The organism is uncultured Megasphaera sp. (assembly GCF_900539295.1).
GTDB lineage: Bacteria > Bacillota > Negativicutes > Veillonellales > Megasphaeraceae > Megasphaera.
In genome coordinates this window covers 28167-53143 of record NZ_UQBH01000006.1, presented here as the reverse complement: position 1 = coordinate 53143, position 24977 = coordinate 28167, and the positions used below count along the sequence as shown (strand labels likewise).

Here is a 24977-nt window from a genome sequence, read left to right as displayed (position 1 = left end):
GGTAAAATCTATTGGCAAGATGAAAATCATGCTAAGTGCATATTAATTTAGTCTTTATTTTGAGAATAGAAAGTGATAAAATAATAATTGATTTATTGATAGTGATTATTCCTGAGAATGAGTTGTGATGCAGATGGAGAAACGCTGGCAGTTTGCCCCCTTTCAAGAAGGTCTTACGTCGGCCTTAACAGAACAATTGCACATATCACCGGTATTGGCACAGATACTGGCCAATCGCGGCGTTGCCAATGTTGAAGAAGGCCGCCATTTTCTCCACGACACCTTGACCGACATGGCCGACCCCTTCCTGATGGATGGGATGGAAGCTGCCGTAGCGCGGCTGAAAAAGGCCGTTCAGGATAAAGAGCGCATCGTCATCTATGGTGACTATGACGTCGACGGGATTACGTCGACGTCACTTGTTTATTCTGTCCTAAGGGATTTGGGCGGGAACCCTCGGTTCTACATCCCGGAACGCCAGAGTGAAGGCTACGGCCTCAATGAAGAGGCCCTTCAGCATCTGCAGGGCGAAGCCGATGTCTTGATAACCGTCGACTGCGGCATTTCGTCCTATGAGCTGGTCCGTGAGTTTTCACCCAAACTCGACATCATCATCACCGACCACCATGAGCCGCCGGAACAGATACCACCGGCCCTGGCCGTTCTCAACCCGAAAAAGCCCGGCTGTCCCTATCCTTTTAAAGAGTTGGCCGGTGCCGGTGTGGCCTACGTCCTCTGCCGGGCCCTTTGGCAGCGCTGCTGTGGGGAAGACCTTGCAGGCTATGCCGATCTTTCGGCTTTAGGAACCATTGCCGACCTGGTGCCCTTAGTCGGGGAAAACCGGATCATCGTCCGCAGCGGCCTGGAACTGATGAAAAAAGGACAGCGAACAGGGCTGCACGCACTCCTCCAGGCATCGGGCCTGATCGAGAAGGGCATTACAGCCGGCCGCATCGCCTTTACGGCGGCACCGCGGCTGAATGCTGCCGGCCGCATCAGCCATGCCACCAAGGGCGTCGAACTCCTCTTAGAAACCGATGCCGAAAAAGCGGCTGTTGCCGCTTCTGAGTTGAGCCGTCTCAATACGGAACGGCAGGACATCGAACATGCCATTGCCAAAGAGGCCGTGGCTCAAATCGAAAGTAAGCGTCAGGGGAGGGACGGCGTCCTCATCGCCAGTCATGAAGGCTGGCACGTCGGCGTCATCGGCATTGCCGCATCGCGCCTCGTCGAGCGGTATTATCGGCCGTCCCTGGTCATCACCGTAAGCGACGATGGTATCGGCAAAGGGTCCTGCCGGAGCATCAGCGGCTTCAATATGTATGAGGCTCTGCAGTCGGCCAAAGATTTGCTCCTTCAATTCGGAGGCCATACGATGGCCGCCGGCTTTTCCATCAAGGCCGAGAATATCGAAGGCCTGCGCCAGCGCCTGTTGTCCTACGCGGCCACGCACATGACGGCTGACGATTACGTCCCTTTAGTCCACTTGGACCGGGAACTGGAAACGGAGGATGTCTCTTTAGACATGATTTCCGAACTGGCCGCCCTTGAGCCTTACGGCATGGGCAACAACCGGCCTGTCTTTTCCCTGACCGACCTGACCGTTGAAGAAATCAGGCCTATCGGGCGGGATAAGCAGCACGTCCGCCTCGTCGTCAGCGGCCCTCATAAAACAAGGCTCAGCGGTGTCGCCTGGTCTCAGCCGGGCCTTTGCGATGCCGTCGTCGAAGGCGATAAGGTCGACGTCGCCTTCCAGCTCGAGCGCAATGACTTTAACGGTACGTCGTCGCCCCAACTGGTCGTTCAGGACATTCACGTCTTAAACGGTACGGCGACACTCAATCGGACGGTCATGGTCGATATCTACATGGCTCTGAAACAATGCCTGCCTGAATGGGGGATGCCCGTCTGGCAGGTCCGGCGCCGCATGGCAGCCTCTCAGGCCGACCATTATGACGTCCATACTATTTATGCGGCCATCGTCGTCCTTCGGGAAATCGGCGTCCTCAAAGTTCGCCAGGATGACGACGGTCCAGTCTATTATTTTCCTATCCTTGCAGGGAAAATGGATCTTCATATGTCCCCGACGTATGAACGGTATTGCAGGGAGTAAGGAGGTTTTTATGGGAGAAAGAATTCAAGATGCCGAATTCAGGCACCTCATCGATACGATACACTCGTACCTGCCACAGGCAGACTGCGAAGATGTAACGAAAGCATATCATGCGGCAGAAGAAGCCCATAAGGACCAGCATCGCGTCAGTGGGGAGCCCTACATCCTGCACCCCCTGGCCGTGGCCCAAATTTTGGCCGACATGAAAATAGATACGACGACGATTACAGCCTCGCTGCTCCATGACGTCGTCGAAGATACGTCCTGTACCCTCGAAGACCTCCGCCGCGAATTTGGCCGGGAAGTGGCCTTCCTCGTCGACGGTGTCACTAAATTGAGCCGTCTCAATTACCGGACGAAAGAAGATCAGCAGCTCAACAGCATGCGCAAGATGTTCCTGGCTATGGCCAAGGACGTTCGCGTCGTCGTCATCAAGCTCGCTGACCGTCTGCACAACATGCGGACCCTGCGTTACATGCGCAGCGACAAACAGAAGCGGATCGCCCAGGAAACGCTGGAAATCTTTGCGCCCCTGGCGCACCGCCTCGGTATTTTTAACATCAAATGGGAGCTGGAAGATTTGTCCTTCCGCTACCTTGAACCGGATAAATACTATGACCTCGTCGACCAGATGAAACAGAAGCGGCACGTCCGCGAAGAAATCGTCAACGAAGCCATTGATATCTTGAAAAAAGCCCTCGACGACGCCCATATTCACTGCGAAATCAACGGCCGGCCCAAGCATTTTTACAGCATTTATAAAAAAATGAAGAAAGATAACCGCGACTTGAGCCAGGTCTACGACCTCTTCGCCATCCGGGTCATCGTCGACGACGTCAAGGACTGCTACGGCGTCTTAGGCATCGTCCACAGCTTGTGGAAGCCCTTGCCGTACCGCTTCAAGGACTACATCGCCATGCCTAAGCCCAATAATTACCAGTCTCTGCACACGACGGTCATCGGAACGCGGGGACAGCCCGTTGAAATCCAGATCCGTACCTGGGAAATGCACCATATCGCCGAATACGGCGTCGCCGCTCATTGGCGCTATAAAGAAGGAAACCAGACGGCGAATAAGAATTCCTTCGATGAAAAGATGGGCTGGTTGCGAAACCTCTTGGAATGGCAGGATACGAGCAATCCTCAGGAATTCGTCAATGCCCTCAAGCTCGACGCCTTTTCTGACGAAGTCTTCGTATTCTCGCCGCGAGGCGACGTCATCGACTTGCCCCAGGGGGCCATTCCCATCGACTTTGCCTACCGCATCCACACTGACGTCGGCCACCGCTGCGTTGGCGCCAAGATCAATGGCAAGATCGTGCCCCTCGATTATCGTTTGAAAAACGGGGATATCGTTGAAATCATTACGTCCAAGACGGGGAAACCCAGTTTGGACTGGCTCAATATTGTCGGCAGCTCTGAAAGCCGGTCGAAAATCCGCAACTGGTTCAAGAAAGAAAACCGGGAAGAAAACATCGAAAAAGGCCTGGAAGCCCTGGAACGGGAATGCAAGCGCCTCAACCACGACTGGAAGACCTTAAACGTCGGCGGTCGTCTGGGCCGGGTGGCCAAGCAGATGAACGCCGGCTCGGAGGACGATTTGGCAGCTGCCGTCGGCTATGGCGGTTTTGCCGTCAATACGGTCCTCATCAAGCTCTTGGAGCTCCAGAAGAAAGACCTGCAGAAGCAGGAAGAACAGAACAGCAGTTTGACCATGCTGGAAAAACTGAAGACCCGCAAACCCGTAAAACACAGCGGCACGGGCATCTTGGTAAAAGGGGAGCCGGGACTGTTGGTTCGCCTTGCCAAATGCTGCAGCCCCGTACCGGGCGATCCGATTATCGGATTCATCACCCGCGGCCGCGGCGTCTCCGTCCACCGTGCCGATTGTCCCAACGTCACTCATGGCCAGAACGATGTCGACCGCTTGATTGACGTCGAGTGGGATTACCAAGGGGACGAACGTTTTGAAGTCAACATGGAAATCGTCGCCTATGACCGCACGGGCATCATGGCCGAAATCATGGCCGCCCTGGCGGAATTGAAGATTTCCATCTTAAGCATCAATGCCAAGACCAGTGATACGAAAAACGTCGTCATCCACATGGGCATCAGCATCAAGGATTTGGCACAGTTTGAATTCATTGCCACTAAGATCCGCCGCTTGAAGGATGTCTATGTCGTCGAACGATATACGGGAGGAAGCATGCAATGAGAGCTGTCGTACAAAAGACGCTGACATCATCGGTCACCTCGGACGGCGTCCTCGTCGGAACGGCTGCCGAAGGCCTTACGGTCCTCCTCGGCGTCTCCGTCGATGATGATGAAAAAGACGCCCAGTATCTGGCCGATAAGATCGTTCACCTGCGAATTTTTGAAGATGAAGCGGGAAAACTGAACGACTCCCTTCTCGATAAAGGCGGTGACATGCTGGTCATCTCCCAGTTTACCCTGTACGGAGATGCCCGTCACGGCCGCCGCCCCAGTTATACAGAAGCTGCCAAACCTGAACAGGCCGAAGCCCTGTACGGCCGCTTTGTCGAAGCCGTCCGCGCCTTTGGTGTAGAGGCGGCAACAGGCCGTTTCCGGACCCATATGGTCGTGTCCCTCGAGAACGACGGGCCGGTTACGATTCTATTAGACAGCAAAAAAACTTTTTAAGGGGGAAAACGACATGAGTATGCAATATATCAGTATGGAACTCGGGCCGATCATGACCAACTGCTACGTCGTCTATGACAGCGACACGAAAGAAGCTATGGTCGTCGACCCGGCTTGGGACTACAAGGCCATCGACATGGCCCTGTCCCGCTATGAACTTCAATTGAAATTCATCTTCCTGACCCATGGTCATGCCGATCATATCGGAGCCCTGCAGGAACTGCGCCAGCGCAAAAACGTACCGGTCTACGTCGGTGCCGGCGACGCCGGTCTCATCTCGAATTCGCATCAAAACCTGTCGATGTTCATGGGGCAGGCTATCGAATGCACGTCGGCCGATCATCTGTCGAAAGACGGGGACGTCATCAGCCTGGGGACCCTGCGCTTCAAGGTCCTGGAAACGCCGGGCCATACGCCAGGCGGCCTCAGCCTCTACGGGGAAGGCGTCGTCTTCTCCGGCGACACCTTGTTCCGCTATTCCGTCGGCCGTACCGACTTATACGGCGGCTCGTCGGATGTTTTGCTGAACAGCATTGAAACGAAGCTCCTGACCCTGCCCGATGATACGGTCGTCCTGCCCGGCCACGGCCCGGCGACGACGATCGGCGACGAACGGATGGGTAATCCCTTTTTGGACGGGGGCTGGTAAACTATGGTTACCTATAAGGAAGCCGAATTTTGGATGCGGGTTACCCTGGCCGTCCTGGCAGGGGCCTTGTTTTTGACGGTCCATGCCATCTACTGGCCGGCCATCGTGTCCTTGATTCTGACCTTTATCCTTATGCCTATACGAGACGGGATCATCAAAGGCTTCCTGCGCCTTACAGGGCGCAAGATGCCGGTGAGCATTGCCATTCTCATCTCCTTTGTGGTCTTCATCTTCCTGGTGACGGTCATTACCAACAGCATCGTCAAGCCCTTAGTCGTCCAGACGAATTTGTTAGCTGCCAACTTCAGCAACTTAGTCAATCGGACGGCGGACCTGGTCATGCAGCTTGAAAACGAGCAGACCCAGCTTTACATTCCCGATCAGGTAAAACGGATCATCAACGACGCCTTCGCCAGGGCCAGCAATTACGGTATCGACGGCATTACCAATCTCCTGCAGTCGGTCTTCGTCATTGCCGGCACGGTCGTCGAATTCTTCGTCGTGCCCATCATTACCTTCTACTTCATGAAAGACGGCAGCCGCATGGTTCGGACCTTTGTCGGCATCTTTCCGGCAGGCTACCGCGACCACTTGGCGTCCCTCTTTCTGGAAATCCAGCACGTTCTGAGCCGCTACATCCGCGGCCAGATCCTCATGAGCTGCATCATTGCCGTCCTGACCTTTATCGGCATGTGGGCCTTGGGCGTGCCCTATCCGATGGTCATCGCCCTCTTGGCGGCCATTACCGAATGGATCCCCATCGTCGGGCCTATCGTCGGCGCGGCGCCGGCCATCCTCTTGGGGGCCCTGATCGACCTGTCCCTGGCCTTGAAGGTTCTCATCTTCTACGTCGTCATTCAACAGATCGACAGCCACCTCATCATGCCCCAGGTCATGGGTGCCGTCATTAAACTGCACCCGGTGGTCATTGTCATAGCCCTGCTCATCGGCGGGACCCTCTTTGGCATAGCCGGCATGATCCTTACCGTCCCGGTGACGGCAGTTTTACAGATCCTGTGCAAACATCTGTGGTTTTACAATTCCTATAGAGAAAAGGCGATGAATAAAAATGGAAACCAATAAAAAAGAAATCATGGATACCATGATGAAACGCATGAAAGACAAAATCAAATTCAAAAAATATAAAATGACCTCTCAGCGTCAGATCATCCTGCGGACCTTCGTCGAAAGCCCGATTCGCCATATGAGCGCTGAAGAAGTCTTTGAACTGGTCAAGAAAAAGGCTCCTGATATCGGCTTGGCTACGGTCTATCGGACCCTCGATCTCTTCACCCAGATGGACCTCCTCAAAAAACTCGACTTCGATGACGGCTGCAGCCGCTACGAATTGAACGACCGCGACAATGAAGGCCATTTCCACCATCACCTCATTTGCCTCGGCTGCGGCAAGGTATGGGAATGCGAAGACGACCTCTTGGAAACGCTGGAAACGATTTTGGAAAAACGACTCCACTTCCATACCGTCGACCATCAGCTCAAGGTCTACGGCTATTGTGAAGAATGCCAGCAGAAACGCGACGCTGAAGAAGCGGCTGCCGCGAAAGCAGCGGAATAAGATGCCTGAAAAGACCTATACGTACTGCGGCCCCGAAGGCCTGCATGCTCTCATCGGCCAGGTCATGGCCTCCCTGGGGTATGTCGGCGGTCGGGAAAGCCGCGACGTCGGAGCTGCCATTACCCTTCGGGACGATGGCAGCCATCTTTATGTCAGCTGTACCTTTACCGAGGAAGGGCGGTCGTGGTCGTCTGAAATCGGCCTCTTATCGAAAGATGGCGAGCGGGGGGCCATCAAAGACTGCCTCATTCACTGGCACCAGCGCTTTACCGGTCACGGCCCCGGACCGTGGGGGACTCTCATCGGCGTGCGGCCGACGAAACTCGTTCACCATCTCTTTGATCAGGGCCTTGATGAAAAAGGGGCTGAGAAGATACTGACCGAATCGTACCACGTCGCTGATAAAACGGCACAGGACCTGGTCGCTATGGCATCCCTCCAGCGGCCTTATGTGACCGACCGCGGCCGTAAACTGGCCTTATACGTCGGCATTCCCTATTGCCCCAGTCACTGCCTCTACTGCTCTTTTCCGTCACGCCTCATTGGCGGAGAAGGGGAGGGCGGTCTTGCGGCTTTTCGCGAGGCCATGCTGAAAGACTTCGACGACTTGGCAGACCTCTGCCGGGATTACGATCTCGACGTGACCAGTCTTTACGTCGGCGGGGGCACGCCGACCTGCTTGCCGCAATCGGTTTTAAAGCCCCTCATGGAGCGCCTGGCTCAGAATTTCCCGCACGCCGAAGAATGGACCGTCGAAGCCGGCCGGCCCGACACGGCCGAAGAGAGCGTCCTTACGATGCTCAAGGACTGCGGCGTCAACCGCATCAGCGTCAATCCCCAGACGATGCAGCAGCGCCTGCTCGACGCCTTAGGGCGCCGGCACCGCGTGGAAGATATTTATACCATGTATGAGGCCTGCCGCAAGGTCGGATTTTCTGTCATCAACATGGATTTTATTGCCGGCCTTCCCGGGCAAAACCTAGGGGATATGCAGGAAAATATGGAAATAGTTTGCAAACTGCACCCGGAAAATGTTACAATTCATACGTTAGCATTAAAAAAACGGGCACCTTTATTTCATCACGAGCTGCGATCGGCGATCCCGCCGGCTGACGTGACGGGCCGCATGGTCAGCCTTTGTCAGTCCGTCTTGGCCGAAGGCGGCTACGTGCCTTATTATATGTACCGCCAGAAGTACATGGCCGCCAGCTTTGCCAATATCGGCTACGCACTGCCGGGCACGGTGAGTGCTTATAATATCGAAATGATGGAAGAACGGCAGTCTGTCTTGGCAGCCGGACCGGGCGGGGCGACGAAGTTCCTCGGCCGCGACGGTCATACGCTGGAAAAAGTATATATGCCGAAAGATGTCAATACATACATTCAGGCGCTGGACGACAAAATGGCTCGGCGCCGCCGTTTGTGTGCTATCGTATACGGAGGAGAGGATATTTAAAATGGCTATTACTGCACCGAGAGGTACGCAGGATTTCCTGCCGGAACAGACGGCGGAATGGCAGTGGCTGGAAGCAAGAATCCGGCAGATCTGCTCGCTCTATGGTTTTGGCGAAATCCGTACGCCTATGTTTGAAAGTACCGAATTATTTTTACGGGGTATCGGGGAAACGACGGACGTCGTTACCAAAGAAATGTATACCTTTGAAGACCGCGGCGGCCGCAGCATGACCCTGCGTCCGGAAAATACGGCATCTGTCGTCCGGGCCTTTCTCGAGCACAAGCTCTACGGCGAACCGCAGGTCCATAAACTCTACTATATGGGACCCATGTTCCGTCACGACCGCCCTCAGGCCGGCCGCTACCGCCAGTTCACCCAGTTTGGCGTCGAAGAAATCGGCTCCAAGGATCCGGCCGTCGATGCAGAAATCATCGCCATGGCCTTCCAGCTCTTCCGGGAACTGGGCCTTACGGACCTCGTCCTGCACCTCAATTCCGTAGGCTGCCCGAAGTGCCGTCCCATTTACCGCCAGAAACTGCTGGACTTCTTTGCCGACAAGAAAGATCAGCTCTGCGACGACTGCAATTCGCGGCTGGAAAAGAATCCTCTCCGCGTCCTCGACTGCAAAGAAGACGGCGAAAAGATGATGAACATGGGCGTGCCCCTGATCACGGATAATCTCTGCGACGAATGTAAGGAACACTTCCACAAAGTCCAGGAATATCTGACGGCCATCGGCATTCCCTTTACCCTCGACCCGCGCCTCGTCCGCGGCCTCGACTATTACACCAATACGGCCTTTGAAATCATGTACGCTCCTCTGGGCGCACAGAGCACGGTCTGCGGCGGCGGCCGCTACGACGGCCTCATCGAAGAAGTAGGTGGTCCGTCAACGCCGGGCATCGGTTTTGCCATCGGCATGGAACGATTGCTCCTGACCTTAAAGGAACAGGGCCTCCTGCCTCCGGTCGATGCAAAAAAACCGGTCTTCATCGTCTCCCTCGGCGATGCGGCGAAGACCAAGGCCTTTGAACTCCAGCAGGCTCTCCGCCACAAAGGCTTCTATGCTGAAATCGACCTCTTGGGCCGCAGCATGAAGGGCCAGATGAAGTCGGCCAATAAGCTCAATGCCGATTACACGGTCATCATCGGTGAAGATGAATTGGCCAACGGAGCTGCCATGGTCCGCGATATGGCCAGCAAAGAACAAGTCAGCGTTCCCCTTGATGGGATTGTTGCATATATGGAAACACACAAGAAGGGATGATTTACTCATGGATACAATGGAAGGTTTACACCGCTCCCACTACTGCGCTGAAGTAAGCGAAGCGGATAAGGGCAAAGAAGTCGTCTTAACCGGCTGGGTTGAACGCCGCCGCGACCACGGCGGATTGATTTTCATCGACCTCCGCGACCGCACGGGCATCGTACAGGTCGTCGCTTCTCCGGATTACGAACAGGCTTCTTTCGATAAGGCAGAACAGGTCCGCACGGAATACGTTCTCGTCGTCCGCGGCGTCGTCCGCATGCGTGACGCCGACACGGTCAACCCTAAGATGAAGACCGGTACGATCGAAATCCGCTGCGAAGAACTGCGCATCCTCAATTCGTCGAAGACGCCGCCGTTCTACATCGAAGACAACATCGACGTCGACGAAAAGATTCGCCTGAAATACCGCTACCTCGACCTGCGCCGTCCGGAAATGCAGAACAACCTCATCATGCGCCATAAAGTAAAGCATGCCATGCGTACCTTCTTGAACGGCCACGGCTTCATCGATATCGAAACGCCGGAACTGTGCAAGAGCACGCCGGAAGGGGCTCGTGACTACCTCGTACCGAGCCGCGTCAACGAAGGCAAGTTCTATGCACTGCCCCAGTCTCCTCAGATCTTCAAACAGCTGCTCATGATCTCCGGTATGGACCGTTACTACCAGATTGCCCGCTGCTTCCGCGACGAAGACTTGCGTGCCGACCGCCAGCCGGAATTCACCCAGCTCGACATGGAAATGTCCTTCATGGACCAGGAAGAAATCCTGACCCTCGTCGAAGAAATGGTACACTACATCTTTAAAGAAACCCTTGGACATGACGTCAAGCTCCCGATTCACCGCATGACTTGGGACTACGCTATGGAAAACTACGGCTCCGACAAACCGGACCTGCGCTTTGACATGAAGTTCACCGACGTCACGGAACTCGTCAAAGACACGGACTTCAAAGTCTTCCGCAGCGTCATCGACAACGGCGGCCAGGTTAAAGCCATCAACGTCAAAGGCGACGCCGACATTCCCCGCCGCGAATTAGACGGCCTCGTCGAATACGTCAGCCACTACGGTGCTAAGGGTCTCGCTTGGATCGGCTTCCTTGAAGACGGCACCCTGAAATCGCAGATCAAGAAATTCTTCGGCGAAGACAAACTCCTTGAAATCGGCAAGGCCTGCGGCGCTGAAAAAGGCGACTTAGTCCTCATGATTGCCGACAAACCGAAAGTCGTTGCAGCTGCCCTCGGTGAACTGCGTAAAGAAATGGCCCGCCGCATGAACCTCATCGACGAAAACGAATTCGCTTTCACGTGGGTCGTCGACTTCCCGATGTTTGAATACAGCGAAGAAGAAAAACGCTACGTCGCCATGCACCATCCGTTCACGGCCATGCGCGATGAAGATATGGATAAACTCGAAACCGACCCGGGTCACGTCTATGCCAAGGCCTATGACCTCGTCCTCAACGGCATCGAACTCGGCGGCGGCTCCCTCCGTATCTACCAGCCCGACGTCCAGCAGCGCGTCTTTAAAGCTATTGGCCTTACGCCGGAAGAAGCAGAACAGAAATTCGGCTTCCTTCTCCGGGCCTTCGAATACGGTGCACCGCCCCACGGCGGCCTGGCCTTCGGTTTGGACCGCATGATCATGCTCATGCTCAAACGCAAGTCCATCCGCGACGTCATCGCCTTCCCGAAGACCCAGAACGCCATCGATCCCATGAGCGAAGCTCCGTCGACGGTTGCACTGAAACAGCTGCATGAACTTCATATTCAGGTAGAAGAAGACTTAGTCAGCAAATAAGTTTTTTACCATATAATCCAAGAGAAGCTGCCTTCGGGCGGCTTCTTTTTTAGTCTATAGATTGACAAGTATCAATATGAGGATTATACTGTTCATAGATTGATAAACATCAATATAAAAGGATGGATTGGGAATGGAAGAAAGGGAAGCGGTTCGCGTCTTTAAAGCCTTAGGGGATGAAAAGCGCCTTCGCATTTTGTCGCTGTTGCGGCAGGGTGAACGCTGTGCCTGCGTCCTCTTGGAGGACTTGAACCTGTCTCAGCCGACGCTGTCACATCACATGAAGATTCTCTGTGATGCCAACCTCGTCACCGGCCGCAGAGAGGGGAAGTGGGTCTATTATTCCTTGAATGTTCACCAAGGGGATGTCCTGCAGCAGATGATCCGCGATTTGATGACGCCTTCTGGCGATACGGCTCCCGACGATGCCGGCCGCTGCTGCTGAAATGGCCGGCTTTCTTTTACCTGATATATTGATAAATGTAAATGTATAAATGAATTGAGGAGGTTTTTACGATGAAGAAAATGGAAATTTTTGAACAAGCGATGTGCTGCCCGACCGGTCTCTGCGGCCCGTCCATCGATCCGGAATTGCTGCGTCTGTCGACGGTGTTGGACACGCTGAAGGGAAAGGGCATCGACGTCGGCCGCTATAACTTGTCGAACGCCCCCTTGAAATTCGTCCAGACCAAGGCCGTTACCGATTTTCTCCAAGGACACGGGCCGGAAGACCTGCCTCTCATCCTCGTCGACGGCGCCGTTCAGTTTTCGGGCCGCTATCCGACGAATGAGGAATTTGCGTCCCTCATCGGATTTGATATCGAGATTTTGAAAGACGCGGCTCAGGCTTCTCCCGACACGACCTGTGACGACGCATCGTCTTGCTGCTGTGGGGAAGATGCAGGGGATGCTTGTTGCGGTGATGATACGAGCAGCGATACGTCCTCCTGCTGCTGCGGTGACGGCAGTTCTTGCTGCTGAGGTGAAGCCTGATGAAATTATATGATCCCTTAGACGCCGTTCGCACTAAATACCTCTTTTTGACCGGAAAGGGCGGTGTAGGCAAGACGTCTGTGGCCTGTGCGACAGCGGTTGCTTTAGCCGATGCCGGCCGCAAGGTCCTGCTCATCAGTACCGATCCGGCGTCGAACCTGCAGGACGTCTTTTCCATGGAGCTGAGCGATAAGGCGACACCCATTCCGGAAGCGGCCAATCTGTCCGTTGCCAACTTAGACCCCATTCAGGCGGCAGCGGCGTATCGGGAAAGTGTCGTCGGTCCGTACCGCGGCCTCTTGCCGGAAGCGGCTCTGCGCAATATGGAAGAGCAGTTGTCCGGCTCGTGTACCGTCGAAATTGCGGCCTTCAATGAATTTACCCGCTTCCTGACCGATGGTGAAATCAGCAAAGATTATGATCACATCATCTTCGATACGGCACCGACCGGCCATACCCTGCGGATGCTGCAGCTACCGTCGGCATGGAGCCAGTTCATTCAAAAGAGCAAGCACGGCGCCTCCTGTTTGGGACAGCTGGCCGGCCTGGAATCGAAAAAAGAAGTATATAAACAGGCCGTTCGAACCTTGGCCGACGGGGAACAGACGACGATGATCCTCGTCGCCCGCCCGGATATCCTGCCCTTAAAAGAAGCCGGCCGGGCCTCGCAGGAACTGGCCGCCTTGGGCATTGCCCGTCAGCTTGTCGTCATCAACGGCAAACTGGATGCCTGGGACGATGACCTGACGAAAGGCTTATATGAAAAACAGGAATCGGCCTTGCAATCCCTGCCGGAAACCCTTGAAGGACGGCCCTTTTTTGAAATCCCCCTGCGTTCTTATAACGTCACCGGCCTCGACCATGTGCGGGCCCTCTTAACCGGGGATATCCCTGAGGGCACCTCGTCTGTTGAAGACCTGAAACCGGTTAAAGCCTTGTCAGACGTCATCGATGACTTAGAAAAGCATGGTCGAAAGATCATCTTCACTATGGGCAAGGGCGGTGTCGGCAAGACGACGGCAGCGGCAGCCATCGCTATGGGCCTCGCCCGTCGAGGTCACAAGGTCCACTTGACGACGACCGACCCGGCAGCTCACGCTGCTGATATCGTCGGTCAGGCGGAGGGACTGACGGTCAGCCGCATCGATGAAGGGGCAGCCTTGCAGCAGTATCGGGACGCCGTCTTGGCCCAAGCCAAAGCCAACGGCCTCAGTCAGGCTGACCTGGCCTACATCGAAGAAGACCTGCGCTCACCGTGTACCCAAGAAATCGCCGTATTCCATGCCTTTGCCGACATCGTCGACCAAGGCGGAGAGCAAATCGTCGTCATCGATACGGCACCGACCGGTCACACCCTGCTGCTCTTGGAATCGACAGAAAACTACGATAAGGAAATCCGCCGGACCCGCGGTATAACGCCGCCGTCGGTGCAGCACTTACTGCCGCGCCTTAAAGGCGATGAAACGGAAGTTGTCATCGTTACCCTGCCGGAAGCGACGCCGGTCTATGAGGCCCTGCGCCTTGAAGGCGACCTAAAGCGGACGGAACTTCACTGCCGCTGGTGGGTCATCAACAAGGCTTTTTGCCGGGCGAAAACGACGAGTCCCTTGCTCTGCGCTAAGGCGGCCCATGAAATCCCGTGGATCAATACCGTCCATGACCATACGAAGGGCTTCACGGCTCTCATTCCCTGGCGGTCCGATGAAGTGCGCGGCCAAACGTTAGAAAAACTATAATCAGGCTGACAAGCGTTACAGCCCTTGCCAGCGATGGAGGCATTGTCATGAGTCATGAACAGGCTGGAAGCATCAGCTTTTTCCAGCGATATTTAACGATTTGGGTATTCCTTTGCATGGTTGCCGGCGTCTTTATCGGTTACACCATGCCGGCCGTACCGGCCTTCCTGGATACTCTGCAGGTCATGGGGATTTCCATTCCCATTGCCGTCTTGATTTGGATTATGATTTATCCGATGATGATGAGCGTCGATTTTAAACAGATACAGGCCATTGGCCGCGAGCCGAAAGGGCTCTTCGTTACCTGGGCGGCCAACTGGCTCATCAAGCCCTTTACGATGTACGCTATTTCCTATTTCTTCTTATACATCGTCTTTGCCGCCTGGATCCCGGATGATTTGGCACAAGGGTACTTGGCCGGCGCCGTCCTCCTCGGTGCGGCTCCTTGCACGGCCATGGTCTTTGTATGGAGCGCCCTGGCTAAGGGAAATCCCGGCTATACGGTCGTTCAAGTTGCGACCAACGATTTAATCGTTCTCCTGGCTTTCGTGCCTATCGTCAAATTCCTCTTAGGCGTGTCGCAGGTCATCGTGCCCTATGGAGTCCTCTTTATGAGTGTCTTCCTCTTCGTCGTCATTCCCTTGGCCGGGGGCATTGCGACTCGGGTCTTGGTCGTCAAGGAGAAGGGCATCGAGTATTTTGAACAGACCTTCATCCATAAATTCGATTCCGTGACGACATGGGGACTGCTCTTGACCTTAGTTATCATCTTCAGCTCCCAGGCCCAGGTCATCTTGTCGAATCCCATTCACATCCTGCTCATCGCCGTACCCCTTACGCTGCAGACCTTCTTTATTTTCTTCATCGCCTACGGTGCCTGCCGCCTGCTGAAACTGCCCTTCGACATTGCCGCTCCGGCAGGCTTCATCGGGGCATCCAACTTCTTTGAATTGTCTGTAGCCGTGGCCATTGCCCTCTTTGGCGTGACCAGTCCGGCAGCCCTGGCGACGACGGTCGGTGTCTTGACCGAAGTGCCGATTATGCTGACCTTGGTCCGCATTGCCATGGCGACCAAGTAAATTGAATATGGGCATACAGAAAAGGACGCTATGAATTTTTTCATAGCGTCCTTTTTCTTGCCTATGCTGTATGTTAAGGGGAGGAGGAGTTACTTGCCTTCGTAATAGTAACGGGTCCACATGACGACTTCCGAGAGAGACGGGTGAGGGGTCATGGTTTCGCTGAAGGTGTAGACTGATTTCGGCGTCAGGGTCCGCGTCAAGGGCAGGGCCCGCAGTTTCTTGGCCGTTTCCGAAGCGATGTCTTCGTGGACGGGCTGAATGGTGTGTTCGCCGCTCATGAGGTTGTTGATGAAAGGCTGAATGAGGATCGAGGCTTCAGGGCCTACGATGTGGGCGCCGAGGATGAATTTCGTCTTTTTGTCGACGACTAATTTTACGAAGCCGTCATCGTCCTGGCCCGGTTCAAAGCCCATGGCGTAGCCCTTGGCCGAAGCCGAGTAGTGGTTGATAGCCGTTTCGACGTCGTAGCCTTTCTTTTTGGCATTTTCTTCGCTCAGGCCGACTTGAGCCACTTCGGGATAGGTGTAGGTGACGGCCGGAATGATGTCGTAGCTTGCCCAGCGCCAGTGTTCCGGGTCATTGCCCAAGAAGAGGTTGTGAGCGATGATTTCCGCTTCGTAGTTGGCTTTATGGCGGAAGGGAGCCATGCCGTTGATGTCGCCGAGAGCCCAGATGCCGTCGGCCGTCGTTTCCAGAAATTCGTTGGTTTCGATGTAGCCGCGTTTATCGAGGCGAACGTCAGTGTTTTCCAGGTGAAGGAGATCCGTCGTCGGCTTGATGCCGGGGGCCACCAGAATTTCTTCGGCAGCGACTTCGGCTTCTTCACCGCTGTCAATGTCGCGGATGGTGAGGACTTTAAGGCCGTCGCGCAGGCTGACGCTCAGCGTGTCCTGTTTGAGGCGGACGTCCATGCCGTAGCGGCGGAACTGTTTGAGGATGAATTCAGAAATGGCTTCATCTTCTTTCGGCAGCAGGCGGGCGTTGTGTTGGACGATGGTGATTTTCGTGCCGGCTGCGTCAAAGACGTGGGCAAATTCACAGCCGATGGGGCCGCCGCCGATGATGATCAGGCTCTTATAAGGCTTCTTGGGGAAGGATTCGCCGAAGAAGGATTCTGACGTCAAGTAGCCGACGCCTTCGAGACCCTGAATGCGGGGGATGTTGGTCCGGCCGCCGGTGGCGATGAAAATCTTGTCGCCCTGGATTTTCGCGTCCGTGCCGTCATTTAAGGTGACGTCGAGGGTATGGTTGTCGACGAAGGCTGCCGTGCCGTTATACGTATCGACGTTGGGGAACTTGTCGTAATAGCCCTGAATGGATTTACTTTCATCGATTTTTTCCCAGAGCCTTTTTGCTAAAATATCCCAATCGAGGCGGGCATTGTCGGCAAAGACGCCGATGCGGCCGCCTTCGCGGATTTCACGGATGCGGCTGGCTGCCGTGACCATGACCTTGGTGGGGATGCAGCCGCGGTTCAGGCAGGTACCGCCAAAGCTGCCCCGTTCGACGATGGCAACGGATAAACCCTGAACAATCGCGGCGTCGGCAATGATGTTGGCCGACCCGGTCCCAATGAGGATGACATCATATTTTTTCATGAGCAAGACTCCTTTACTTTTCAGCTTCATTATTAAATACAACCTTTTTCGTATAGTATAAGCGAAAGGGGGCGGTTTGACAAGACTCGGATCGGCGGCCTCGGTATATCTATTGTAAAAATCAGCCCCTTGTGTAAAACAAAAAGTAATGGCATAATAGATGAATACAAGGATATTCATTTGTGCCGCAAAGGGCAGGTCACCCAAAGATTCCCTCATAATTACTTTACACAACTGGCCGGGTATAGTATAATACTAATGTCGTACGGGTGCTCGGTGTCTCGATGACTCCGACGATCACTTAGCACTTTGCGAATAGTCTTAATTTTTTACACATGGAGGAAAGATACAATGTTAAGCGTAGAAGAAAAAAAAGCAATCGTAGCTGAATTTGGTGCCAATGAAAACGATACGGGTTCTCCGGAAGTACAGATCGCGCTGCTCACCAACCGCATCACTTATTTGACGGAACATCTCCGCAGCCACAAGAAGGACCATGCGTCCCGCCGCGGCTTGTTGAAACTCGTCGGCCAGCGCCGTAATTTGCTCGGTTACTTGCAGAAACACGACCTCGATCGTTATCGTGCAATTCTCGAAAAATTGAACTTGCGTAAATAATTTCGCATACTGTAGGGCTGATGTGACTGCATCGGCCCTTTTTTCAAAACACAGGTTGGTAGGTTGTAGTTTGGGCGAATCGCCGATTTTTCCAAACTAGTGCCTATCACCTGTCAGATTCAAGGAGGTAACAATGGAAGAACAGAAATTCCAAATGGATTTCGCCGGCCGCCCGCTGGTAATTGAAGTCGGTAAACTCGCTAAGCAGGCCAGCGGTGCCGCACTGGTACGGTATGGTGACACCGCCGTTTTCGTAACGGCAACGGGATCGAAGGAAGCCCGTGAAGACGCAGACTTTTTCCCGCTCACCGTCGATTATGAAGAAAAGATGTATTCTGTCGGTAAAATCCCCGGCGGCTTTATCAAACGCGAAGGGAAACCGCCTGAATCGGCAACGCTTTTCGCCCGTCTCATCGACCGCCCGATCCGTCCGCTCTTCCCGAAAACGTATCGTCATGACGTTCACGTCGTGGCTTATGATTTTTGCGTAGATCACGATAATGCCCCGGAAATCGCCGCCATGATCGGTGCGTCCGTTTCCCTGTGCATGTCTCATATTCCCTTTGCCGGCCCGATCGCCGGTGTCCGCGTCGGCCGCGTAGACGGTCAGTTCGTCATCAACCCGACGGTCGCTCAGAGCGAACAGAGCGATATGGACATCGTCGTCGCCGGTACGAAAGACGCCATCCTGATGGTTGAAGGCGGTGCTCACGAAGTACCGGAAGAACAGATCCTCGATGCCATCATGGTCGCTCATGAAGAAATCAAGAAAGTCGTCGAATTCCAGCTTTCTTTCTTAGACAGCATTTCTGTACCGAAACAGGAATTCGTCGAAAAAGAACCGCCGGCAGACATCGTCGAAGCCGTTCACGCTTATGGCGAAGAAGCCATGAAGACGGCTATCTTCACGGCCGATAAGATCGAACGCGAAGAAAAGATGAATGCCGTCGAAGCCGACATTTACGAACACTTTGCCGACATCTACCCGGATAATGCCGACGACGTCGCCGCCATTACTCAGAAGATGATCAAGGAAATCGTCCGCCACATGATCGCCGTCGACAAGATTCGTCCCGACGGCCGCCGCGTCGACGAAGTCCGTCCGGTCAGCTGCGAAGTCGGTCTCTTTGCCCGCACCCATGGCACGGGTCTCTTTACCCGCGGCCAGACGCAGATCATGAGCTTCTGCACCCTGGCTCCGTTGTCGGAAAGCCAGCACATCGACGGCGTCGGCCTGGAAACGGACCGCCGCTACATGCACCACTATAATTTCCCGTCCTTCTGCGTCGGCGAAACGAAGTCGTCCCGCGGTCCCGGCCGTCGTGAAATCGGTCACGGCAAATTGGCTGAACGGGCCTTGACCCAGGTCATGCCGAGCGAAGAAGAATTCCCGTATGCTATCCGCGTCGTATCGGAAGTCCTCGAATCGAACGGTTCGAGCTCCATGGGCAGCGTTTGCGGCAGCACCTTGTCCTTGATGGATGCCGGTGTGCCCATTAAGGCTCCTGTAGCCGGCGTCGCCATGGGTCTCGTTACCAAGGGCGAAGACTTCACGATCCTCACCGACATCCAGGGCATGGAAGATGCTCTCGGCGATATGGACTTTAAGGTTGCCGGTACGATGAAGGGCGTTACGGCCATTCAGATGGATATCAAGATCAAAGGCCTCAGCCGTGAAATCCTCGACCAGGCTTTGAAACAGGCTCACGAAGGCCGTCTCCACATCATGAGCAAGATGCTCCAGGCCATCGCTGAACCGCGGAAAGAGCTGTCTCCCTACGCTCCGCGCATCATTTCCATCCATATCAACCCCGATAAGATCCGCGACGTCATTGGGCCGGGCGGCAAGATGATCAAGCAGATCACCGAAGAAACGGGTGCTAAAATCGATATCGACGATTCGGGCTTAGTCTACATCGCAGCCGTCGACGGCGAAAGCGGTGACAAGGCGAAAGCTTGGATCGAAAAATTGACGGAAGACGTAGAAGTCGGCAAGACTTACGTCGGCAAAGTCACACGCCTCATGAACTTCGGCGCCTTCGTCGAAGTCCTGCCCGGGAAAGAAGGCTTGGTCCACATTTCCCAGCTGGCTATGGAACGGGTTGAAAAAGTCGAAGACGTGGTCAACGTCGGCGATGAAATCATGGTCAAGTGCGTCGAAATCGACAGCCAGGGCCGTGTCAACCTGTCCCGTAAAGCCCTCCTCGGCGGCGGTGATGAAGCTCCGTCCCACCGGAGTCGCGGTCCTCGCGGCGGTCACAGCGGCAATCGCGACCGCCAGAAACGGTAGGGCGCGATGACGGGCAGAGGTTTTGAAATCGTCACGGCCTATAAAGACCGTGACATCCACCTTCCCATTCGCAAGACGGCCAAGAGTGCCGGCTACGATTTGGAAGCCGCTGAAACGACGGTACTGGCGCCTCATGCCGTGACCGTCGTCCCGACGGGCCTCAAGGCCTTTATGGAAGGCGATGAATACTTGTCCATTTTCATCCGTTCCAGCCTGGCCTTTAAAAAAGGACTCATGCTGGCTAACAGCACGGGCATCGTCGACGGCGACTATTACAATAATGAAGACAACGAAGGTCATATTATGATTGCCTACTACAATACCAATGATGTGGCCTATACGATTGAAAAAGGCGACCGCATCGGCCAGGGCATCTTCATGAAGTACCTGACCGTCAACGATGACGCTGCCGGCGGCCTGCGCACGGGCGGCATCGGAAGTACCGGCGTCTAGCTCTTCTCATGGGAACAACAGGCGGCAGGGGAGACCTTGCCGGACTGCTGTCATAAATGGATACCAACGATTATATATTTTTAATTAAGGAGGCTTAATTATGAAAATGTATGATGTCATCGTAATTGGTTTTGGGAAAGCCGGTAAAACCTTAGCCGGACAATTAGGCAAACAGGGCAAGAAAGTCGCCTTGATTGAAAAAGACAACGGCATGTACGGCGGTACCTGCATCAACGTCGGCTGCATTCCGTCCAAACGCCTCATTACCGAAGCGGCAACGGCTCCGACGTCTGATTTCGCTTCTAAAGCAGCTTATTATAAAAAAGCTATTGAAGGCAAACGCGAATTGACGGGTGCCTTGAACAAAGCGAACTACAATAAACTGATCCAGGCCGGCGTCGAAGTCATCGACGGCATGGCATCCTTCGTAGACGCAACGCACGTCGAAGTCAAGACGAAAGACGGCGTTCTCCAGCTCGAAGGCAAACAGTTCGTCATCAATACCGGCGCTACGTCGGTCATCCCGGGCATCCCCGGCGTCAAGGACAGCAATAAAGTCTACACGTCGGAATCGATGATGGATTTGGATGAACTCCCGGCCAAATTGACCATCGTCGGCGGCGGCTACATCGGCTTGGAATTTGCCGCCATGTACGCTAACTTCGGCAGTAAGGTCACGGTCGTACAGGATATCGATGCCTTCTTGCCTCGCGAAGACAAGGACATTGCCGACAACATCCGTTCCGTCCTCGAAGCCAAGGGCATTGAAATCGTAACCGGCGCCAAGACGACGAAGATCGACGGCGCAACCTTGTACTACACCGTCGGCGATACGGATACGGTCTTAGAAGGCGACGCCATCTTGATGGCAACGGGCCGCCGTCCGAATACGGATGGTCTCGAAGCTGAAAAAGCCGGTATTGCCCTCTCGGACAGAGGCGCTGTCGTAACGGACGAACACCTCAGGACCAACGTTCCTAACATCTGGGCTGCCGGCGACGTTTGCGGCAATCTCCAGTTCACCTACATTTCCCTCGACGACAGCCGTATCATCATGTCTGACATGAGCGGCAAGGGCGACCGGACGACGCAGAACCGCGGTGCTTTCTCGTACTCGGTCTTCATCGATCCGCCCTTCTCGCGGGTCGGCCTCAGCGAAAGCGAAGCCAAGGCTAAGAACATCGAATACCGGGTCATGAACCTGCCGGCTGCGGCCATTCCCAAGGCCAAAGTCCTGCGCAAACCGGAAGGCGTCCTCAAAGCCCTCGTCGGTGCGGACGATCAGATCCTCGGCGTTCAGCTCTTCTGCGCCGAATCCCATGAAATGATCAACCTCGTCAAGATGGCTATGGACAACAACTTGAAATACCAGGTCCTGCGCGACTTTATCTATACCCATCCGACGATGTCAGAAAGCTTGAACGATCTGTTCGCTTTCTAAGTTTATAAGAGAACCACACTCAGACAGCGGCAGCCTCCGGACCGTCCGGAGACGCCGAGCCGCTTTGCCTATAAGAATACAGCCTGCGGCTTGCTGTCGGCGTTGGAATAGAAAGCTTCTCGGGTTCGCAGCAGCGGAGTTCGGGAAGCTTTTTTTTGAAAGGATGATACTATGAGCATTAGTAAGGAAACCCTCGTTTCCCGTAAAGAAATTATGAAAGGACGGGTGCTCCACGTAACGGTGGACACCGTGTCCATTGACGACGGTCAGGGTGGGGAAAAGAAGACGGCCACTCGCGAAGCGGTTTGGCATTTCGGGGCCTGCGCCATTTTGCCCCTTACGGATGACGGCAAGATCATCCTCGTCCGCCAGTATCGCTATGCCGCAGCGGTTGCCATGCTGGAAGTACCGGCCGGGAAGATCGAACACGACGGCGAATCGCCGGACTACTGCGCCGCTCGGGAACTGGAAGAAGAAGCGGGCGTGACGGCCAAAGAAATCTTGCCCATGGGCTACGTCTATACGTCGCCCGGTTTCTGCAACGAACGGATTTATCTCTATTTAGCCAGAGGTCTTGAAAAGGGCAAACAGCATCTCGACGACGATGAATTCATGAACGTCGAATACTATACGCCCCAGGAAGTGGAAGCCCTCATCGATAAGAATGAAATCACCGATGCCAAGACCATTGCCGCTTTTGCCAAGGCCCGCAAGTATTTGCCGGGATTATAGGAAGGGGGAGCACATGAAATTCAATCGCATCATCGTCATCGTAACCGACAGTGTCGGCGCCGGCGGAGCACCCGATGCCGAACGCTTCGGCGATAAAGGAGCCGATACGTACGGACATATCGACGCTAACGTTCCCTTGAGCCTGCCCAATCTGCGCCGCATGGGCCTTGGGAAGGTCGCCAACATCCATCATGAAGATACGGACGTCGTCGGTTCTTACGGTCTCATGGAAGAAATTTCCATGGGCAAGGATACGACCAGCGGCCACTGGGAATTTATGGGGAACCCCGTCGAAAATCCCTTCCCGACCTTTGAAAAGGCCTTTCCGAAAGATCTCCTCGATACCTTTACGGAAAAGACGGGTTACGGCTACATCGGCAATGAAATTGCCTCGGGGACGGAAATCATCAATCGCCTCGGCGCCGAACACTTCAAGACAGGAAAACCCATCGTCTATACGTCGGCCGACAGCGTCTTTCAAATTGCCGCTCACAACGACGTCATTCCTTTAGAAGAACTGTACCGCATCTGCGACATTACGCGCCGAGAAGTCTGCGTCGGCCCTTATGAAGTCGGCCGGATCATTGCCCGTCCCTTCGTCGGGGAACAGGGGAACTTTGTCCGCACCGGCGACCGCCGCGACTACAGCCGTCTGCCGAAGCGGAAAATGGTCTTTTCCTACTTGTCGGAAGCAGGCTTCGCCGTCGTCGGTGTCGGGAAAATCGGCGACATCTACGCCCATATCGGCCTTACGGAATCGTATCACACGGCCAACAACCATGAAGACATGGTGGCCCTGCGGGAACAATTAGCTGCCCATCGCAGCGATAAAGGCCTGCTCATGGCCAACTTCGTCGACTTCGACAGCATGTACGGCCACCGCCGCGACGTCAAAGGCTATGCCGAATGCCTGGAAAGCTTCGATTCGGAATTGGGGCCCCTTATGGCAGAAATTCAGGATGACGAACTCCTGATCATTACGGCTGATCACGGCAACGATCCGACGTGGCACGGCACGGATCACACCCGCGAACGCGTCCCGGTCCTGGCCTACAGCCCGTCCCTTAAAGACGCTGTCGACCTCGGAATCCGCAAGACCTATGCCGATTTGGGCATGACCATCATGGATAATTTCGGCCTGACGGGCCTTCAATTCGGAACCAGCTTTTTAACAGAACTGAGGTGATCCTATGTGGCCTATGGACTGCATCGCCCATAAACGGGACGGAAAGGTTTTGACCGATGAAGAAATTCGCCGCTTCATCGCCGATTACACGGCAGGCCGCATTGCCGACTATCAGGCAGCGGCCTGGCTCATGGCCATCTATCTTCAAGGCATGACCGACGAAGAGACGACGGAATTGACCCTGGCTATGGCAAAATCGGGCGACATCGTCGATCTGTCTTCCATTCCGGGCATCAAAGTCGATAAACACAGTACGGGCGGCATTGCCGACACGACGACCCTCATCGTCGCACCCCTCGTCGCTGCCGCCGGCGTGCCCGTCGCCAAGATGAGCGGCCGGGGACTGGGCTTTACGGGCGGAACGGCCGATAAGCTGGAATCGATTCCCGGCTTTCAGGTCGTCCTGCCGGAAGAAAAGTTCCTAGAACAAGTGCGCCGCGTCGGCCTGTCCCTCATTACCCAGTCCGGTGAAATCGCAGCGGCTGACAAACTGCTCTATGCCCTGCGCGATGCGACGGCGACCGTCGAAAGTATCCCCCTCATTGCCAGCTCCATCATGAGCAAGAAGATCGCCTCCGGTGCCGATGCCATCGTCCTCGACGTCAAATACGGCGACGGAGCCTTCATGAAGACCAAAGAAAAGGCTCGTGAACTGGCTGAAATCATGGTCAGCATCGGCCGCCTGGCCGGCCGTCCGACACGGGCCGTCATTACGTCCATGTCGGCTCCCTTGGGGACGGCTATCGGCAATTCTCTTGAAGTTGACGAAGCTGTCGAAGCCTTGTCCGGTAAAGGCGGCCGGCGCCTCATGGAAGTCGTCGAAGCCTTAGGGGCCCAGATGCTCATTGTCGGTCAGAAAGCAGCTGATGAAGCACAGGGACGGGCTATGATCCGGGAACTGATCGCTTCCGGCAAGGGCCTTTCTAAGTTTAAAGAATTCATCAAGGCCCAAGGGGGCAGTACGTCGTGGATCGGTAAGCACCCGCTTACGAAGGCCGCACAGGTCTTTACGGCGGTCTGTACCGACGGCGGTTATATTACCCGCATCGACGGCCGAGCTCTCGGTGAAATCGCCATGGAAATGGGAGCCGGTCGGGCCCGGAAAGAAGACGCCATCGAGCCCATGGTCGGCATCCGTCTCTTTAAAGAGCTCTACGATCCGGTGCGGCCCGGCGAAGCCTTATTCACCTTATATGGAAAGAAAGAAGCCGATATGATGATCCTCGCCCAGCGCGTCGCCGACCATATCATCGTAACCGACGAACAGGCAGCCGTTCAGGAACCTGTCGTCAGTGACATCATCTTATAAACAGCAAGGCAGATAC

Annotated in this window: 21 protein-coding genes; 20 read left to right on the top strand and 1 reads right to left on the bottom strand. The window is 54.8% G+C overall.

Annotated elements, in window-relative coordinates; translation table 11 throughout:
• The first annotated feature begins 127 nt into the window (after nucleotides 1–127).
• From recJ to arsB, 13 genes are all read left to right on the top strand, one after another.
• Nucleotides 128–2113, top strand: coding sequence for a single-stranded-DNA-specific exonuclease RecJ (recJ, locus tag QZQ46_RS03205; RefSeq protein WP_296826766.1), 1986 nt, complete (start codon nucleotides 128–130; stop codon nucleotides 2111–2113).
• 10 nt (nucleotides 2114–2123) lie between these two features.
• Complete coding sequence (locus QZQ46_RS03200) at nucleotides 2124–4328, top strand: bifunctional (p)ppGpp synthetase/guanosine-3',5'-bis(diphosphate) 3'-pyrophosphohydrolase (RefSeq protein ID WP_296826764.1); 2205 nt, start codon at nucleotides 2124–2126, stop codon at nucleotides 4326–4328.
• Entirely contained in the window at nucleotides 4325–4774 is a 450-nt protein-coding gene (dtd, locus tag QZQ46_RS03195) for a D-aminoacyl-tRNA deacylase (RefSeq protein ID WP_296826762.1), read from the top strand. Before QZQ46_RS03200 ends, dtd begins: the two co-directional genes overlap by 4 nt.
• Nucleotides 4775–4787: 13 nt before the next feature.
• Entirely contained in the window at nucleotides 4788–5423 is a 636-nt protein-coding gene (locus tag QZQ46_RS03190; protein WP_296826760.1) for an MBL fold metallo-hydrolase, read from the top strand.
• Between the two features lie 3 nt (nucleotides 5424–5426).
• On the top strand, nucleotides 5427–6506 hold the full coding sequence (locus QZQ46_RS03185; protein ID WP_296826758.1) for an AI-2E family transporter: 1080 nt from the start codon (nucleotides 5427–5429) through the stop codon (nucleotides 6504–6506).
• Nucleotides 6493–6999, top strand: coding sequence for a Fur family transcriptional regulator (locus QZQ46_RS03180; RefSeq protein ID WP_296826756.1), 507 nt, complete (start codon nucleotides 6493–6495; stop codon nucleotides 6997–6999). Before QZQ46_RS03185 ends, QZQ46_RS03180 begins: the two co-directional genes overlap by 14 nt.
• Nucleotides 6938–8455 carry a coproporphyrinogen dehydrogenase HemZ gene (hemZ, locus tag QZQ46_RS03175; RefSeq protein WP_296826754.1) on the top strand — a complete coding sequence of 506 codons (1518 nt, stop codon included), beginning with the start codon at nucleotides 6938–6940 and terminating at the stop codon, nucleotides 8453–8455. Before QZQ46_RS03180 ends, hemZ begins: the two co-directional genes overlap by 62 nt.
• Nucleotide 8456: 1 nt before the next feature.
• Nucleotides 8457–9722, top strand: coding sequence for a histidine--tRNA ligase (gene hisS / locus QZQ46_RS03170; protein ID WP_296826752.1), 1266 nt, complete (start codon nucleotides 8457–8459; stop codon nucleotides 9720–9722).
• A 7-nt stretch (nucleotides 9723–9729) separates the two neighbouring features.
• Nucleotides 9730–11523: an aspartate--tRNA ligase gene (gene aspS / locus QZQ46_RS03165; protein ID WP_225069286.1), complete on the top strand. Its 1794-nt coding sequence runs from the start codon at nucleotides 9730–9732 to the stop codon at nucleotides 11521–11523.
• A gap of 133 nt (nucleotides 11524–11656) precedes the next feature.
• Nucleotides 11657–11968: a metalloregulator ArsR/SmtB family transcription factor gene (locus tag QZQ46_RS03160; RefSeq protein WP_296826750.1), complete on the top strand. Its 312-nt coding sequence runs from the start codon at nucleotides 11657–11659 to the stop codon at nucleotides 11966–11968.
• 71 nt (nucleotides 11969–12039) lie between these two features.
• Nucleotides 12040–12504, top strand: a complete 465-nt coding sequence (gene arsD, locus QZQ46_RS03155) for an arsenite efflux transporter metallochaperone ArsD (protein ID WP_296826748.1) — start codon at nucleotides 12040–12042, stop codon at nucleotides 12502–12504.
• A gap of 11 nt (nucleotides 12505–12515) precedes the next feature.
• Nucleotides 12516–14252, top strand: a complete 1737-nt coding sequence (arsA, locus tag QZQ46_RS03150; RefSeq protein WP_296826747.1) for an arsenical pump-driving ATPase — start codon at nucleotides 12516–12518, stop codon at nucleotides 14250–14252.
• A 47-nt stretch (nucleotides 14253–14299) separates the two neighbouring features.
• Nucleotides 14300–15331, top strand: coding sequence for an ACR3 family arsenite efflux transporter (gene arsB / locus QZQ46_RS03145; RefSeq protein ID WP_296826745.1), 1032 nt, complete (start codon nucleotides 14300–14302; stop codon nucleotides 15329–15331).
• A gap of 89 nt (nucleotides 15332–15420) precedes the next feature.
• Here arsB and QZQ46_RS03140 read toward each other — a convergent pair whose 3' ends face one another.
• Nucleotides 15421–16932 (bottom strand): NAD(P)/FAD-dependent oxidoreductase, encoded by a 1512-nt coding sequence (locus QZQ46_RS03140; protein ID WP_296826743.1) that lies wholly within the window; start codon nucleotides 16930–16932, stop codon nucleotides 15421–15423.
• 351 nt (nucleotides 16933–17283) lie between these two features.
• Here QZQ46_RS03140 and rpsO point away from each other — a divergent pair, with 351 nt between their 5' ends.
• The 7 genes from rpsO (at nucleotide 17284) to QZQ46_RS03105 (ending at nucleotide 24961) form a co-directional block, all read left to right on the top strand.
• Nucleotides 17284–17550: a 30S ribosomal protein S15 gene (gene rpsO, locus QZQ46_RS03135; protein WP_065360842.1), complete on the top strand. Its 267-nt coding sequence runs from the start codon at nucleotides 17284–17286 to the stop codon at nucleotides 17548–17550.
• 133 nt (nucleotides 17551–17683) lie between these two features.
• A complete protein-coding gene (locus tag QZQ46_RS03130; protein WP_296826741.1) occupies nucleotides 17684–19840 on the top strand; it encodes a polyribonucleotide nucleotidyltransferase in 2157 nt (718 codons plus the stop codon).
• A gap of 6 nt (nucleotides 19841–19846) precedes the next feature.
• Nucleotides 19847–20293, top strand: coding sequence for a dUTP diphosphatase (locus tag QZQ46_RS03125; protein WP_296826739.1), 447 nt, complete (start codon nucleotides 19847–19849; stop codon nucleotides 20291–20293).
• 100 nt (nucleotides 20294–20393) lie between these two features.
• Entirely contained in the window at nucleotides 20394–21734 is a 1341-nt protein-coding gene (locus tag QZQ46_RS03120) for an FAD-dependent oxidoreductase (protein ID WP_296826736.1), read from the top strand.
• Between the two features lie 171 nt (nucleotides 21735–21905).
• A complete protein-coding gene (locus tag QZQ46_RS03115; protein WP_044503634.1) occupies nucleotides 21906–22466 on the top strand; it encodes an NUDIX hydrolase in 561 nt (186 codons plus the stop codon).
• Nucleotides 22467–22479: 13 nt separating this feature from the next.
• On the top strand, nucleotides 22480–23652 hold the full coding sequence (locus QZQ46_RS03110; protein ID WP_296826732.1) for a phosphopentomutase: 1173 nt from the start codon (nucleotides 22480–22482) through the stop codon (nucleotides 23650–23652).
• Between the two features lie 4 nt (nucleotides 23653–23656).
• Nucleotides 23657–24961, top strand: coding sequence for a thymidine phosphorylase (locus QZQ46_RS03105; RefSeq protein WP_296826730.1), 1305 nt, complete (start codon nucleotides 23657–23659; stop codon nucleotides 24959–24961).
• Nucleotides 24962–24977 lie beyond the last annotated feature (16 nt).